General features: G+C 34.9%; 20 protein-coding genes. 8 read left to right on the forward strand and 12 right to left on the reverse strand.

Annotated features, from left to right (window positions below):
• Positions 1-3: 3 nt before the first annotated feature.
• Both ACFWV9_RS11390 and ACFWV9_RS11395 read right to left on the reverse strand, forming a co-directional pair.
• Positions 4-567 carry a hypothetical protein gene (locus ACFWV9_RS11390; RefSeq protein WP_411895344.1) on the reverse strand — a complete coding sequence of 188 codons (564 nt, stop codon included), beginning with the start codon at positions 565-567 and terminating at the stop codon, positions 4-6.
• Entirely contained in the window at positions 551-1,048 is a 498-nt protein-coding gene (locus tag ACFWV9_RS11395; RefSeq protein WP_411895345.1) for an RNA polymerase sigma factor, read from the reverse strand. The genes ACFWV9_RS11390 and ACFWV9_RS11395 overlap by 17 nt, the downstream gene beginning before the upstream one ends.
• Positions 1,049-1,370: 322 nt before the next feature.
• On the opposite strand from ACFWV9_RS11395, the gene ACFWV9_RS11400 reads away from it, so the two are divergent.
• The 3 genes from ACFWV9_RS11400 to ACFWV9_RS11410 all read left to right on the forward strand — a co-directional run bounded on the left by ACFWV9_RS11400 (position 1,371) and on the right by ACFWV9_RS11410 (position 3,773).
• Positions 1,371-1,931: a DUF2911 domain-containing protein gene (locus ACFWV9_RS11400; protein WP_411895346.1), complete on the forward strand. Its 561-nt coding sequence runs from the start codon at positions 1,371-1,373 to the stop codon at positions 1,929-1,931.
• A gap of 92 nt (positions 1,932-2,023) precedes the next feature.
• Positions 2,024-3,037 carry a methylmalonyl Co-A mutase-associated GTPase MeaB gene (gene meaB, locus ACFWV9_RS11405; RefSeq protein ID WP_411895455.1) on the forward strand — a complete coding sequence of 338 codons (1,014 nt, stop codon included), beginning with the start codon at positions 2,024-2,026 and terminating at the stop codon, positions 3,035-3,037.
• A gap of 10 nt (positions 3,038-3,047) precedes the next feature.
• The gene (locus ACFWV9_RS11410) at positions 3,048-3,773 is read left to right on the forward strand and encodes a glycosyltransferase (RefSeq protein WP_411895347.1); all 726 of its coding nucleotides are present in this window, start codon (positions 3,048-3,050) and stop codon (positions 3,771-3,773) included.
• Here ACFWV9_RS11410 and ACFWV9_RS11415 read toward each other — a convergent pair.
• The 4 genes from ACFWV9_RS11415 to ACFWV9_RS11430 form a co-directional block, all read right to left on the reverse strand.
• A complete protein-coding gene (locus ACFWV9_RS11415) occupies positions 3,754-4,320 on the reverse strand; it encodes a phosphatase PAP2 family protein (RefSeq protein ID WP_411895348.1) in 567 nt (188 codons plus the stop codon). The two genes, ACFWV9_RS11410 and ACFWV9_RS11415, sit on opposite strands and share 20 nt — an antisense overlap.
• Complete coding sequence (locus ACFWV9_RS11420) at positions 4,320-4,547, reverse strand: hypothetical protein (protein ID WP_411895349.1); 228 nt, start codon at positions 4,545-4,547, stop codon at positions 4,320-4,322. Before ACFWV9_RS11420 ends, ACFWV9_RS11415 begins: the two co-directional genes overlap by 1 nt.
• A gap of 122 nt (positions 4,548-4,669) precedes the next feature.
• The gene (locus tag ACFWV9_RS11425; RefSeq protein ID WP_411895350.1) at positions 4,670-5,023 is read right to left on the reverse strand and encodes a four helix bundle protein; all 354 of its coding nucleotides are present in this window, start codon (positions 5,021-5,023) and stop codon (positions 4,670-4,672) included.
• Between the two features lie 87 nt (positions 5,024-5,110).
• Positions 5,111-6,487, reverse strand: a complete 1,377-nt coding sequence (locus ACFWV9_RS11430; RefSeq protein ID WP_411895351.1) for an MATE family efflux transporter — start codon at positions 6,485-6,487, stop codon at positions 5,111-5,113.
• 418 nt (positions 6,488-6,905) lie between these two features.
• Between ACFWV9_RS11430 and ACFWV9_RS11435 the strand changes: the two genes are divergently transcribed.
• Genes ACFWV9_RS11435 through ACFWV9_RS11455 form a run of 5 tightly spaced genes read left to right on the forward strand, consistent with a single transcriptional unit; the run spans position 6,906 to position 9,422 of the window.
• Complete coding sequence (locus tag ACFWV9_RS11435) at positions 6,906-7,280, forward strand: hypothetical protein (RefSeq protein WP_411895352.1); 375 nt, start codon at positions 6,906-6,908, stop codon at positions 7,278-7,280.
• Between the two features lie 35 nt (positions 7,281-7,315).
• On the forward strand, positions 7,316-7,885 hold the full coding sequence (locus ACFWV9_RS11440; RefSeq protein WP_411895353.1) for a YceI family protein: 570 nt from the start codon (positions 7,316-7,318) through the stop codon (positions 7,883-7,885).
• A complete protein-coding gene (locus tag ACFWV9_RS11445; protein ID WP_411895354.1) occupies positions 7,882-8,274 on the forward strand; it encodes an OB-fold protein in 393 nt (130 codons plus the stop codon). Before ACFWV9_RS11440 ends, ACFWV9_RS11445 begins: the two co-directional genes overlap by 4 nt.
• Positions 8,275-8,293: 19 nt before the next feature.
• Positions 8,294-9,139 (forward strand): DUF5777 family beta-barrel protein, encoded by an 846-nt coding sequence (locus ACFWV9_RS11450; RefSeq protein WP_411895355.1) that lies wholly within the window; start codon positions 8,294-8,296, stop codon positions 9,137-9,139.
• A gap of 1 nt (position 9,140) precedes the next feature.
• Positions 9,141-9,422 carry a hypothetical protein gene (locus ACFWV9_RS11455; protein WP_411895356.1) on the forward strand — a complete coding sequence of 94 codons (282 nt, stop codon included), beginning with the start codon at positions 9,141-9,143 and terminating at the stop codon, positions 9,420-9,422.
• Positions 9,423-9,482: 60 nt separating this feature from the next.
• On the opposite strand, the gene ACFWV9_RS11460 is transcribed toward ACFWV9_RS11455, so the two are convergent.
• The 6 genes from ACFWV9_RS11460 to ACFWV9_RS11485 form a co-directional block, all read right to left on the reverse strand.
• A complete protein-coding gene (locus ACFWV9_RS11460; RefSeq protein WP_411895357.1) occupies positions 9,483-9,887 on the reverse strand; it encodes a hypothetical protein in 405 nt (134 codons plus the stop codon).
• A 14-nt stretch (positions 9,888-9,901) separates the two neighbouring features.
• Positions 9,902-11,071 (reverse strand): glycoside hydrolase family 130 protein, encoded by a 1,170-nt coding sequence (locus ACFWV9_RS11465; RefSeq protein ID WP_411895358.1) that lies wholly within the window; start codon positions 11,069-11,071, stop codon positions 9,902-9,904.
• 71 nt (positions 11,072-11,142) lie between these two features.
• The gene (locus ACFWV9_RS11470) at positions 11,143-11,538 is read right to left on the reverse strand and encodes a hypothetical protein (RefSeq protein WP_411895359.1); all 396 of its coding nucleotides are present in this window, start codon (positions 11,536-11,538) and stop codon (positions 11,143-11,145) included.
• A gap of 151 nt (positions 11,539-11,689) precedes the next feature.
• The gene (locus ACFWV9_RS11475; RefSeq protein WP_411895360.1) at positions 11,690-12,118 is read right to left on the reverse strand and encodes a VOC family protein; all 429 of its coding nucleotides are present in this window, start codon (positions 12,116-12,118) and stop codon (positions 11,690-11,692) included.
• Positions 12,119-12,122: 4 nt separating this feature from the next.
• Complete coding sequence (locus ACFWV9_RS11480; RefSeq protein ID WP_411895361.1) at positions 12,123-12,500, reverse strand: DUF2200 domain-containing protein; 378 nt, start codon at positions 12,498-12,500, stop codon at positions 12,123-12,125.
• Between the two features lie 58 nt (positions 12,501-12,558).
• On the reverse strand, positions 12,559-13,005 hold the full coding sequence (locus ACFWV9_RS11485; RefSeq protein ID WP_411895362.1) for a hypothetical protein: 447 nt from the start codon (positions 13,003-13,005) through the stop codon (positions 12,559-12,561).
• Positions 13,006-13,178 lie beyond the last annotated feature (173 nt).

The following is a 13,178-nucleotide window of genomic DNA, read 5'->3' on the forward strand; positions in this document are numbered from 1 at the left end:
TGATTATATACTCTCTTGTTTAAAACCATCACTATTATACTCGCTCAACTTGTCCTTAAGGCGCATTACAAGATTTAACCTAAACTTTAAATTATCTATTAACGCATCTAAAGTCTCTTCATTTGGACCATTATCATTAAGCTCTTGGGTTAGTCGATCGTATTCTTCATTAAGTTCTTTAAGACGTTCTATGTAACCATCAAAAAGTTCCTTATTCTCGGGTGTCAGTTGCACCTTAGACAACTCAAGATTAATACTCGCTAAGTAGTAGTCTTCTACTTTCTTTAAGTCGGGTGACACATCGCCTAATGTTCTTATATTGGTGACAACCGTGTTATCTGGATTGTCTATTGTAGCAGGATTAAAATATTTAAAAGCACCATAACTAAGTCCTAATAATACTATCACACTCGCAGCGATATTTAGGAATCCAAAATGACTGGACTTCTTACCTACAGGAAGTTCTTTATCTAAGCGTTCCAGAAATCTTGCTTCATGACCATGAGACATTCTCACCTCATTTGTACTGTCCTCTTCTTTAAATAATTTTCTAAGATCTTGTGCCATTTTTTTGTGTTTTTAATACAACTTGTAACTTTTGTTTGCCTCGAGATAGTTGCGTTCTTGATGCGACTTCTGAGATATTTAATATCTCTGAAATCTCTTGATGATCGTAACCTTCTATTAAGTAAAGCATCACCACATATTTGTACTTCTCTGGTAATTGCTCTATGGCCAATTTTACATCATCAAGGGTTATTTCATCTTCAACTAACCACTCGCTTTCATAATCTGCATCAACAACGTTTAAATGATTTTCTTCTAGTTCTATTAAACGCTGACGTTTCGACTTTAAAACATCTATACATCTGTTTACTACGATGCGTTTTAACCAAGCTCCAAAACTCACCTCAGCTTTATACTGATCTAATTTTGAAAACGCTCTAATGAAAGCTTCTTGTACAATATCTTCTGCCTCCATCGTATCGCCAATAAAACGCAGTGCTACTAATAGCATCCCATTACAATATTGATTATACAATTGCATTTGGGCCTGCCTATCATTTTGTTTGCATTTTTCAACAATATGAATCTGAAACGTGCTGATTATTTATTGGTTTTTGGTTGATTACACTCGATAATCGAGTTTTATTTGTCGAACTTTAGTTATCATTTCAAAGATCTCACCTTTTCACAGTAATTTCCTTTTTAAAACTAAATTCACCTTAAAGACGACACAAAAAATTAAGTGTTGCAAAAAATTTCAAAAAAAATTAGAAATTATAAGATTTGCTTAAAATTAAGCGTTTGAGTCTTATAAATATATGTAATTGATTTATCTTTAACTTTCTATAAAAAAAATGCTATTAATGAACAGTTTTCTTAAGCGCCTACTTATTATTTTGGCAGTTGTAGCAATTGGCTTACTCTTATATTCTGCATTTGTAGAAAATATATTCTCACCGAGATTAAGCCCAAAGGATACGGCCAAGATTGAGTTGAATGATTTAAATCTTAAGGTGGAATATAACAGACCTTCAAAACGTGAGCGTGACGTATTTGGTGCTCTTGTTCCTTTTAATAAAGTATGGCGTACTGGTGCTAACGAAGCCACCACATTTCAAACCAATAAGGATCTTAATATTAATGGCATACGTTTAGTAAAAGGCAAGTATACGGTTTGGACGGTTCCTATGGAAAATAGCTGGAAAGTGATGTTTAATACGCGACAGTATGAATGGGGAGTCAATGAAAAAATGGAACCTATGTGGGATCCAAACTACGATGCTATTGAATTAGAGGCCGAAGTAAAAACTTTAGAGGAAGTCGTTGAAAAATTCACTATTGCGTTTGATAATACTACAGGAAAACTGAAACTTACCATGGCTTGGGATAAGACATTGATAGAGATACCTATTGAAACGTATTAACAATAAAGTCGTAACTTTAAGCTATTGTGTCAAAAGAAGACCCTAAATACAAATCTGCATTACAAGAGCAAGACGGTATTGAGCCACCTAAAATGCTCAGCGACGTATCTGCCAAATCCATAAAAGCCAAACGCCAAAAACAACCCTCAGTTACTAAATTGGTAGAAGGCATTACCAAAGGTGATATCACTGCACTGAGTAGAGCAATTACCTTAGTTGAAAGTACCAATCCAGACCATAATAAAAAGGCTAATGAAGTCATTACAGAATGTTTGCCGTATGCTAATAAATCAGTACGAATTGGTATTACTGGCGTTCCTGGTGTTGGTAAGAGTACCTTTATCGAAGCTTTTGGAGTACACTTAACTCATCTTGGTAAAAAAATCGCAGTCTTAGCCGTTGACCCAAGCAGTACCTTAAGCAAAGGCAGTATTTTGGGTGATAAAACCCGAATGGAAGATTTGGTAAAAAACCAAAATGCATTTATAAGGCCTTCCCCATCAGGTAACTCCCTTGGTGGCGTGGCAAGAAAAACGCGGGAAACGATAATTCTTTGTGAAGCCGCTGGATTTGATACCATTATGATTGAAACCGTAGGTGTTGGTCAGAGCGAAACTGCTGTGCATAGTATGGTAGACTTTTTCTTATTGCTTAAGCTTGCTGGTGCTGGTGATGAGCTACAAGGCATTAAACGTGGTATTATTGAAATGGCAGATGCCATTGTTATCAACAAAGCAGATGGAGATAATCTAAAAGCTGCTAAATCTGCCAGAGTAGAATTTAATAGAGCACTTCACCTCTATCCCGAAAAGGACTCAGGTTGGTCACCTAAGGTGTCACTTTGTAGTGCCTTAAAGCAAACTGGTATTACTGAGGTTTGGGATTTGATCACAGCATATCTCAATACCACCAAAGCGAATAGCTATTTTGAGCATAACCGTAATAATCAGAATAAGTTTTGGTTGCTACAGACTATTGAAGAACGCCTAAAATCTAACTTCTACAATTCACCAAAGATTAAAAGTGAACTCCAAAAACAGCTTGACCTTGTTGAAGCTGGTAAGACTACACCTTTTGTTGCAGCCGAGTATTTACTGAGCCTTTAATTTACTATAGATGAGATCTGAGTTAACCATTATCGTTCCTGTTTATAATGAGGAGGAGAACTTAGATCGTTTAGAAGCAGAACTTAGTAATTACATCAACATTGCATCGTTACCAACATCAGTCCTTTTGGTTAACGACGGATCAACAGACCAAAGTCTTACTAAAATTGAAAGAATTTGTAACCGAAATGCACAGTTTCATTTCATTTCATTTAAAACAAACAATGGTTTAAGCACAGCCTTAAAAGCCGGCTTTGATTATGTAACAAGTCCTTTGGTTGGTTATATTGATGCCGACCTACAGACGGCACCAGAAGATTTTGAATTGCTCTTAGAATGTATTGAAGATTATGCACTTGTTACTGGTGTACGGCACAATAGAAAAGATACATGGCTAAAAAACTTATCTTCCAAAGTTGCTAATCGTGTAAGACGACTCTTTACCAATGATGGTATGGAAGATACGGGTTGTCCACTTAAAGTTATTAAGACCGAAAATGCCAAACGCATTCCTATGTTTAGAGGCTTGCATCGGTTTTTACCTGCTATGATTCTATTGCAAAATGGTCGTGTAAAACAAGTGCCTGTGAGACATTTTCCCAGGAAAGCCGGTACTTCAAAATATGGACTTGGAAAACGACTACTTGGCCCTTTAGCAGACTGTTTTGTTTATCTCTGGATGAAACGCAAGAATATTAACTATCAGATTGACAAGTCTAGCTCAGATAGCGTTTAATAAGGTATTTGCTAAGTTTATAAAACATAAAACCAGACAAAGCACCAAAGGCCATACCGCAGATTATATCTAATGGATAATGCACACCAACATAAATTCTACTATACGCCACAATAAAACTCCAGAAGAGCAATATAAAAATGAGGTTTTTAAAGTAAGGTCGTAAAACGAGACCTCCAAAAACTGCTGCTGCCATAGAGTTAGAAGAATGTCCAGAAAAGAACCCATACTTACCACAACGCTCAGCCACAAAACGTGCTAAATCTGATATGCCATCCGCTCTACACGGACGTGCACGCATAAAACCATCCTTAAAAACGTTGGTAATCTGGTCTGTAAACGTAATCATAGCAGAAATCACCAAAACCATCATCAACAATGGTCTTAATCCAACCTTTTTATAGATGAGAAAAAGTAATAAAGCGTAAAGGGGAATAAAGGTGAGCTTGTTGGTGATCATTAACCACAAGGCATCCCAATTTTCATTACCAAGGTTATTGAGATATAAAAAGAGTTCTCTATCTAATGCTATGAGCTTATCTATCATTAATCGTCGTAACGTTGTACTTCCCTATCGTAAAAGTCTGTGGCTTGCTTTATATAATTCTCGGTCTCGGTTTCTAGTTCTTTCTGATCGTGCTGATCAAACTCCTCAAACCACTCTACCTCATCGTTTTCTAAGTTGATGATAAATCTCGGAAACTCTGTATGAATAATATATATCGCATCAGGATGATCAGTATTGTCTCCTAAAATAAACTTCGGTAATTCCATTGTTATAATATAAAGTTCTAAGTGCCTTAAATTTAAAGTGCCTAGAGTTTTTTATGTCTTCAGCAAAAATAACTAAAATATGAAGTGTTCAAACCAATTGCACCAACTTAAAACTTGAAGAACTATAACTTGTTAGAAATTGAAGTGAAAATAGCCAGTAATTCTTTAGCTTCAGACCTCAATTCTTTAAGTTTTGGATGTTCTTTCCAATTCAATGCCTCAATGATCTCGAGCCAATAATCAGTTTCACTAGCTTCCGCAAGACTAATTTTAATTTTATTCTTAAAGTCTTTTTGACTTCTCGATCGATTTGCTTCTCTGTAATTTGCACCAATACTTGTTCCTGACTTTGTTAATTGATTTCTTAAGACTAAAGATTCTGTAGATTTTGGCATACTAGTCGATAAGTTGATTATGTCGATAGCGAATTTTATAGTGCGTTTTTCCAGTTGTTGTGCAAATTCCTTATTCGTCATGAAAAGCTGAAAGTTATTAAGTAATTAAAAAGACTAAATTAACCAATAGAAACAACATATAACTTTAAGTAATTACAACTTAAAACTCTAAGTACTCTGTTTAATAAGCTTCTTGGTTAAATAGTGAAAGCGTATATACAATAAAATTGCAGCGGAAGTTAAACCCGCTACTAGGCCTATCCATATCCCAAGGCTACCAAAAGCATCTTCCTTGCCCAAGAAATAGCTTATTGGGAAACCAATAACCCAGTATGCAATAAAGGTTATAAGCGTTGGTATCTTAACATCCTGCAAGCCTCTTAAGGCACCCAATACAATAACTTGTAAACTATCACTAATCTGAAATACTGCTGCGGCCAATAACAAAGTAGAAGCAATCTCAATCACTTCAGTAATATCACTGATTTCTGTAACATCATCTAAGTTTACATAGAGATGTGGCAGGTATTGATGAAACAACACAAAGAACAAGGCGAAAATGACCGCAAAGATGGTCCCAACAAAAAAGATAGACTCTGCAATACGCCTAAGGTTTACAAAATCCTTAAGCCCTTTTTGATTGCCTACACGAATCATAGACGCCACACTTAAGCCCATGGCCACCATAAAGGTCATGGAAGCCAAATTAAGCGCAATCTGGTTTGCGGCCTGTGCATTTTTACCCAATATACCAGATAGCCAAATAGCCACGGTAAAAACAGCTACCTCAAAAAACATTTGCATAGCAGATGGTAAACCAAGATTAATTAGCTTTTTAATTGGCTGACTACTCAACTTAAAGAACTTTATATTGGTAACATAGTTGCTAGACTTATCGCGTTTTGCCAGTAGCCACCATAAAAAGATTAGCATCACAAAACGAGATACCAAAGTACCAACGGCTGCACCAACAATACCAAGTTGCGGAAAACCAAACTTACCAAAGATGAGCACATAGTTTATTACCACGTTAAGTACATTAGCTAATAAAGTAGCATACATTGGGTATTTGGTAAGTGATAGACCATCACTAAACTGTTTAAAGGCCTGAAAGATAATTAAGGGTACCAAGGAAAACGCCACCAAATCCAAATACGGAATAGCAAGCTCTACTACTTCCTCTGGCTGGTCCATGACGGTCATTAAGGGTTTAGCCAATAAAAGCAACAGAAATAAGATGATTCCCATTACAGTACAGAGAAAAAAACCATGTTTAAACACAGATTTTCCTTTACTAAAATTTTTCTCAGAGTCTGCCTCTGCAACGAGTGGCGTTATGGCTGTAGAAAAACCAATACCCAAGGACATAGCAATAAAAATAAAGCTATTGCCGAGTGATACAGCAGCGAGTTCTGCTGCACCAAGCTGACCCACCATTACGTTATCTATAAAGCTAACGAAGGTGTGCCCAAGCATACCCAAAATAACAGGAGACGCCAGTCTTAGATTGTATCTAAACTCTTTGGTGTAATCGCTCAAAACCATGCCGCAAAAGTAGTAGTTTTATTTTCGTCTATACACACATTCTAAAAAACCATTATTTAATTCTAGGTCATTTTTCTTTAGAATGTTCCTGCCCTTAGTGTGGATCAAAAATTTGATGTTCATTCATTGAGAAAAAAGACTTGAAACTTTCGCGAAATACTTAACTAATAGTACCAAAAAGTAATTCTTTCAAGGGCATTTTTTCTTTTTCAATGTCTTTTTTTCCTCTTTAGACAATTAAATACGTCTCAGACATATGGTCTCCATTAGTATTGTAAAAGATTTTGCGGTGCAATGTTGTTGGTAGGTAAAACTATATCCTAATTATTTGAAAAGCCATTATTGACTAAGGTTTCACAAGTGCAAATTCAACCAAGTAAAGTATTAACTAAATCAAAAATAATTCAAATCAAAACAGATGAAAACAAGAAGATTAACATATGTACTATTCATCATTTGCTTTCTAGGGTGTAGCTATGATAGTGAGGATGATTTAATAGAAAATATATCAGAAGATAATGGCGATGGTACACCAGAACTAGTCACTTACGATGATAATATCGCTTCCATTATGCAAAGCAGTTGTATTGGTTGCCATGGTAACCCACCAACAAATGGTGCACCATTTGGGCTTACTAATTTCAATCAAGTTAGTCAAAGGGTCGGTGGAATCTTAAATCGAATGAGTCTATCAAATGGATCGCCTGGAGCCATGCCTCCATCTGGAAGATTGCCACAGGCAACTATAGATTTAATAGACCAATGGATTGAAGACGGTCTACTAGAAAACTAACAAATCACTAATCAATGAATATAAATAAGACTAAAATGAAAAAAGTAAAATACATAATCGCACTGCTTTCAGTTTCAATTTTTCTAAGTACCCTCAACGGTGTTTCTGCACAAGGAAAATACATCGATAAAAACGGTAAAATCACTTTTGAGGCTTCTGAAGAACTCTTTGAACCTGTAAGAGCTAAGAACGAATCTGTAACTGTTATTATAAATACAGAGACTTCAGAAATTGCCTCCTTAGCTTTAATGAAAAGCTTTAGGTTTAAAAACTCCTTAATGGAGGAACATTTCAATGAAAATTATATAGAATCTGAGGTATATCCCAAAGCCACTTTTAAAGGCAAATTATTGGATTTTAACTTCTCTGATTTAACCGAAAATGCACAAAGTATTGAAGTAGATGGTACACTTGAGTTACGTGGTAAAGAGAAAAAAATTAGAACAACACTTAACGTTAATAAATCTTCTGACGGATTTATAATTATAAAGGGCTCATTTGTAGTTACGCCACAAGACTTTGATATAGACATTCCTAGTGTTGTAAGAAATAAGATTGCAAAGGAAATTATAGTAAGTCTAGATTTTAAACTCTCTAAGCGATGAAAAAGAAAATTGGAATCCTATTAGCAATCATACTTTTTACCATAATCGCAACTGCCCTAGTTTATGATTATGCTTTTAATAGTGCACATAGAAACATTGCTGAAGAACAAGCCAGTGCAAGTGTAACGGCCAATGAACTATTATCTCAATTTCAAAAAGACGAGGCCTTGTCCACAACAACATACTTAGATAAGGTCATTGAAATTACTGGTAAAATAACTGCTGTAGAAACAAACTCAATTGTTCTCAATGATCAAGTACAAGTTGATTTTATGCAGAATACTATACTCAATGTACGCCTTGATTCATCTATAAAAATAAAAGGTAGATGCGTGGGTTATGATGAACTTTTGGAAATGGTGAAAATAGATCAAGCAACAATACAATAACTACTAACAATCAAACAAAATGAAAAATATATTCTTACTATTTCTTTTAGTACCACTAATGGTTTTCAGCCAAGATGAATTATTATCTGAAATTGATGGCGATATTGAAGAAGACTATAAAAGCGCGGCGTTTAAAGGGCTTAAAATTGTGAATTTTGAATCAACAAAAATGGTTTCTCACAAAGAATTTTACTTTGTGGTTTCCCATAGATTTGGATCTCTAGAAACAGGTTTTAAGGACTTCTTTGGCTTAGACCAAGCAGTAACGCGTTTAAATCTTATCTATGGTATATCAGATGCTATTAACATAGGTGTCTCAAGAAGTTCATTCAGAAAAATGTACGAGTCTTCACTAAAAATAAGGCTTGCACGTGAGAAAAAAGGTGGATTTCCTTTTACCATAGTTAGTTCTAGTAATATTTTAATTAATACCTCATTAGACGAAGACATTCTTCCAGGATTGGAATTTAAAAATAGATTAGGTTACACCACGCAACTATTAATTTCAAAGAAATTCAATGAGAATTTGTCACTAGAGTTGATGCCTACTTTTTTTCACGACAATTACGTAGACTATGATGCGCAACACAACTCTCAATACGTCATAGGTATTGGAGGAAGACATAAACTTTCAAAACGATGGTCCTTAAACTTTGATTATGGCTTGCACTTAAACAGAGCAGATGGATCACCATTTACAAACCCGCTTTCAATTGGTTTTGATTTAGAAACTGGAGGGCATGTTTTTCAACTTCATTTTACAAACGCCCAACCAATGAATACTAATGGCTTTTTAGGACAGGCAACCGGTGATTGGGGCGATGGTAATATTTTCTTTGGGTTTAACCTATCTAGAGTGTTTTAGCATGTCTTTACAAGAAATACCGATGCCACCAGAAACAATTGCACGCGTAGAAGTGCAAAGAAATTTTTGCGGTCATTGCGCAGGATATATAAAGAAAGAATTAGAAGACGTAAAAGGAATTAAAAACTTAAGATTTTACCCATCAGATCTATTAATAACATTCAATTTCAGAAAAGCACAACATCTCTCAGAGGTACTAAATAGGCTTTTCTTATTGGGTTATCCAGAAAAAGGAGAAATATCTAAAGTTTTAGGAACAACTAATTTGGTATGTCGTTGTTAGTTAGAATAGTTAGGGATTACTAATTAAACTACATGGTCCATTTAGTGTTAAGGGAGACTTTTAATTTAAGTCTCCTTTTAATTGGTATAGACTATTGAAAAATTGTTGCAAGCACTCACTTTGGTCATCCAAAAACTCTTCAATTTCTTCAATAAATGATTCTTCTTGCTGTTGACGATTTATTGTTAGATGAATAACCACAACTTCTGGATTAGGATTAAGACCAGTTGTTATGGTCCAAGTTAAAGCATTAGGGCATTCTATTAATGCAAAACGAACGCCTCCTCTAATTTGAGATCTTGATAGCGTAAATTCTCCCCAAATACCACCAATATCAGCTTCAGATTTATTTTGGTCACCAATAATAAAAATCTCATTACTAATTGAATCTAGATTTTCAATAGTTAGTTCTTCTTGAATCGTTTTTTCTTGTGTCTTTAAATTAATAAATCGAAAAAATTCCATACTGTAATTTATTGTTATTTAGCGTTAGCTGAGTCATCGTAGACCGCAACAGCAATTTTAGAATCTGCTGTACCATAATACAAAAACCATTGGTCCTTAAAATAAACCAAGCCTTCAACAAAGCAAACTTCGTTGACCTCACCTACCTTTTCATAGTCCTTATCTGGATGGATAAAGTAACTCTCTGTTCTGTCAATTAACTTATAGGGTTTGTCCTTATCAAATAAGGCTTGTCCGGCTGCATAGGTAAAATCTGGTAAGGCGCTGTCATTATTGCTATTGGCATTACTGGCATTGTAGATTAGCAAAATACCACTATCCTTGTAAAGTGCAAACGGTCCTGGTTCTACCAATCTGCTATCAAAATATCCAGGTCTTGGGTGTAACACCGAAATCCGTTTTTTGTATTCTTCATTCTCCACCACTTCCCAGTTAATGAGGTCATCAGAATTGGCCATAAAAATACTAGTATCGCCAAAGTACATCCAATACTTTCCATTAATTTTTTTAGCGACTATTTTGTTGCCTTTAAGTTCACCGATTATGGCTCCGGCTTTAGACCACACATCTTTGTATGTATCTGATTTCATTACCAAACCGTGTTTGGTCCAGGTTTTTAAATCTTTGGAGGACGCTATAGATAATCTTGCCGTTTTACCATCATAAGACGTGTAGGTCATAAAATAGGTACCATCCTCGCTTTCTACAATTCTTGGATCTTCTACACCATCAAAATAACAGAAATAGCAGTCTTCTGTATTGGTTTGTTGGCTAGCGTCCTTTTTGTAATTCCACTCATAGACTTTCATATCATCCTTGTCTGGGTAAAACACAGGTTCTGGCATTTTTGTAAAGTTGAGACCATCTGTACTCACTGCCATGCCTATTCTTGAAGTACCTTGCTTGTCTTGGGCTCTATACATTAAAAACACCGTGTCATTTTTAACTACAGCAGTAGGATTAAGCACATTGCGCTCTTCCCAATTTACGGTTTCCAAGCTTATTGGGTCTTTAAATTGTAAGGATTCCGTAGGTTTTAAAATGGGATTTAAGCTATCTACTTTTTTAAAATAGGGAAATGCCCAGCTATCAGACTTTTCAGAAGGCAAGGCCTTTGAGGATTCCTTGGGTTGGCATCCTAAAACTAAAAGTAGTATAATACTCAGTGATATAAAAAGTCTCATTTTGTTTAGGTTTTAATTAATAATTATAGCCATTATTAGCATTTCTTTTTTTCTTTCATTGTGTACCGCTGTCACTTAGTTAATTTATAGCCTAAGTAACTTCCAAGAAATTTTGCTGTATTGGCAATAGCAAATATTAAAATGAAGTCAGACCATTTCACGCCTGCTGCTGTTATTATGACAATGTCTAACAGAACATAAACGAGTGGAAAAAGAATAGCTAATTTCAATACATTAGGATATTTTTTTTTCTTCCAATATCGTACAATTAAAAAGAAAACGATAAACCCAAAGATACCTGAAATATATGGTGCAGAAGAATTTGCATGTGCTTCATATACACTTTGTTCTTGTCCTGGGTTTATGAGATAAGAATACACTGCAACTTCAAGAAATGAAATAATAACTAAGGTTATCATTGTCAGTATTGCAAGTCCAATTAATTTTAAGATGACATATTTTTTCATGGTCTATTTTTTTAAGTTGGTTTCATATATAGTTATCAATTTTTTCATGTTCATTTTTTCATTAATTCACCAATAGTTGCGTGATGGTTTTCAAGAAACATTCTGCTATTGGCAGTAGTAATTTTAATAAGCTTATATGGAGCCTCAACATCTATTCTGTAACAACAAATTGCCACGATATGCCATATTTATCCTCACACCATCCAAATTTCTTACCAAAGCCATAGTCCCCTTCTCCTTTGTAGTCCTCTAATGGAACCATTATCTGGCCACCATTTGCAGAAAGCTTATCAAAAAGAATTTGTATGAAACTATCAGAATTGTCGCTTACAAAAATTGAGACTCCTGGTGTAAATGACCAACTATGATTATAATTACTTTCAGAACACATATAGTCAGTGCCATTCAAGGTGAATATTCCATATTTAATTAGTTCAGGTGTACCTCCAGCTTCTCCTTCCGAATACTTTGTAATACTTTTTATTTCTGAATTTGGAAATATAGAAGTATAAAATTTTATGGCTTCTTCTGCCTTACCGCATTGATCGCCTACGAATGTTAAAAATATTGTTGTACTCATATTTTCACTTTTTTTCAGCCCTTAATATTTTTTCCATTTTACGACCCCTTGCCAATTCATCAATCAGCTTTTCCATTTGTCTACATTGCTTATACAATTCAAATTCATCCTCTATTTCTTCAATGCGATAACCACAAACAACGCCTTTAATCATGTGTGCATTGGGATGTATTTTTGCTTTTTGAAAAAAAGTTCTAAAAGTTACTTTCTCGTCAATCAGCGATTGTAATTTTTCTTCATCAAAACCGGTGAACCATTCTATTACCTTGTGGAATTCTTCTCTAGTTCTCCCATTTTTCTCTAGTCTATTCCAGTAAAGTGGATATATGGTTGCAAATATCATATTGGCAACCTTTTCTTCCTTTTCAGTTGTAACTTTCATATCTGATCTTTTTATAATTACTGCCGTAATGCACTATAGCGATTGTTGGCAACTAGTTTTATTGATTTGCGCGCTGTTCTACTACATTCCATGTTTCAAAGATTTCATTTAATCTCGATTTAAATTCTATAGAATCTTTGCTTTTTTCGATGGTAGAAAAAATATCATGCAATTCGCCGCGAAGCGATGGGTATTTATCTGATAGATTCCTAAAATCTAACCAAGCGTCTATATGCTTATGAAATGCCAATTCAAAATCTTCAGGGCAATTAGAAAAATCTAATGACTTTAAGTTCTTCGCGTAATTATTAATTGCGTCACTTAATGACGCTTTTTCAGAAGCGTGATTTCTGATATCACCAAAGATGCTGTCTTTTTCAAATATGTGCTTTACACAATTGACATTTTTTTGTTTCATATTTGATGCGGCACTATGTTCTTTTTTATTGGCACCATTACAGCCCAAAAGCAGAAGCGTTAATATGAAGAAGACTGGTTTTATCATATCTTATTGAAATTGTATTCTAGCTTATTGCCAACGTGTTCGTGTATGGTTTCGTTGCATTAGCACTAAGTTAGCAAATAAAGAGAAATCCATTGTTGAGAAGCGACAGAAATTCCTAATAGGAATTTCCGAGCACACAGATTAAGCTATTAAATATACACGTTGTTGTACAC

This window comes from Winogradskyella sp. A2 (assembly GCF_046762865.1).
Taxonomy (GTDB): Bacteria; Bacteroidota; Bacteroidia; order Flavobacteriales; family Flavobacteriaceae; genus Winogradskyella.

Excerpts from the sequence above, each read along its gene's own strand:
- ACFWV9_RS11395 (WP_411895345.1), bottom strand. The coding sequence starts at position 1,048 with ATGCAATTGTATAATCAATATTGTAATGGGATGCTATTAGTAGCACTG.
- ACFWV9_RS11410 (WP_411895347.1), top strand. The coding sequence starts at position 3,048 with ATGAGATCTGAGTTAACCATTATCGTTCCTGTTTATAATGAGGAGGAG.
- meaB (WP_411895455.1), top strand. The coding sequence starts at position 2,024 with ATGCTCAGCGACGTATCTGCCAAATCCATAAAAGCCAAACGCCAAAAA.
- ACFWV9_RS11400 (WP_411895346.1), top strand. The coding sequence starts at position 1,371 with ATGAACAGTTTTCTTAAGCGCCTACTTATTATTTTGGCAGTTGTAGCA.
- ACFWV9_RS11465 (WP_411895358.1), bottom strand. The coding sequence starts at position 11,071 with ATGAGACTTTTTATATCACTGAGTATTATACTACTTTTAGTTTTAGGA.
- ACFWV9_RS11445 (WP_411895354.1), top strand. The coding sequence starts at position 7,882 with ATGAAAAAGAAAATTGGAATCCTATTAGCAATCATACTTTTTACCATA.
- ACFWV9_RS11450 (WP_411895355.1), top strand. The coding sequence starts at position 8,294 with ATGAAAAATATATTCTTACTATTTCTTTTAGTACCACTAATGGTTTTC.
- ACFWV9_RS11475 (WP_411895360.1), bottom strand. The coding sequence starts at position 12,118 with ATGAGTACAACAATATTTTTAACATTCGTAGGCGATCAATGCGGTAAG.
- ACFWV9_RS11415 (WP_411895348.1), bottom strand. The coding sequence starts at position 4,320 with ATGATAGATAAGCTCATAGCATTAGATAGAGAACTCTTTTTATATCTC.
- ACFWV9_RS11425 (WP_411895350.1), bottom strand. The coding sequence starts at position 5,023 with ATGACGAATAAGGAATTTGCACAACAACTGGAAAAACGCACTATAAAA.
- ACFWV9_RS11420 (WP_411895349.1), bottom strand. The coding sequence starts at position 4,547 with ATGGAATTACCGAAGTTTATTTTAGGAGACAATACTGATCATCCTGAT.
- ACFWV9_RS11485 (WP_411895362.1), bottom strand. The coding sequence starts at position 13,005 with ATGATAAAACCAGTCTTCTTCATATTAACGCTTCTGCTTTTGGGCTGT.
- ACFWV9_RS11480 (WP_411895361.1), bottom strand. The coding sequence starts at position 12,500 with ATGAAAGTTACAACTGAAAAGGAAGAAAAGGTTGCCAATATGATATTT.
- ACFWV9_RS11460 (WP_411895357.1), bottom strand. The coding sequence starts at position 9,887 with ATGGAATTTTTTCGATTTATTAATTTAAAGACACAAGAAAAAACGATT.
- ACFWV9_RS11435 (WP_411895352.1), top strand. The coding sequence starts at position 6,906 with ATGAAAACAAGAAGATTAACATATGTACTATTCATCATTTGCTTTCTA.
- ACFWV9_RS11390 (WP_411895344.1), bottom strand. The coding sequence starts at position 567 with ATGGCACAAGATCTTAGAAAATTATTTAAAGAAGAGGACAGTACAAAT.
- ACFWV9_RS11430 (WP_411895351.1), bottom strand. The coding sequence starts at position 6,487 with ATGGTTTTGAGCGATTACACCAAAGAGTTTAGATACAATCTAAGACTG.
- ACFWV9_RS11440 (WP_411895353.1), top strand. The coding sequence starts at position 7,316 with ATGAAAAAAGTAAAATACATAATCGCACTGCTTTCAGTTTCAATTTTT.
- ACFWV9_RS11470 (WP_411895359.1), bottom strand. The coding sequence starts at position 11,538 with ATGAAAAAATATGTCATCTTAAAATTAATTGGACTTGCAATACTGACA.
- ACFWV9_RS11455 (WP_411895356.1), top strand. The coding sequence starts at position 9,141 with ATGTCTTTACAAGAAATACCGATGCCACCAGAAACAATTGCACGCGTA.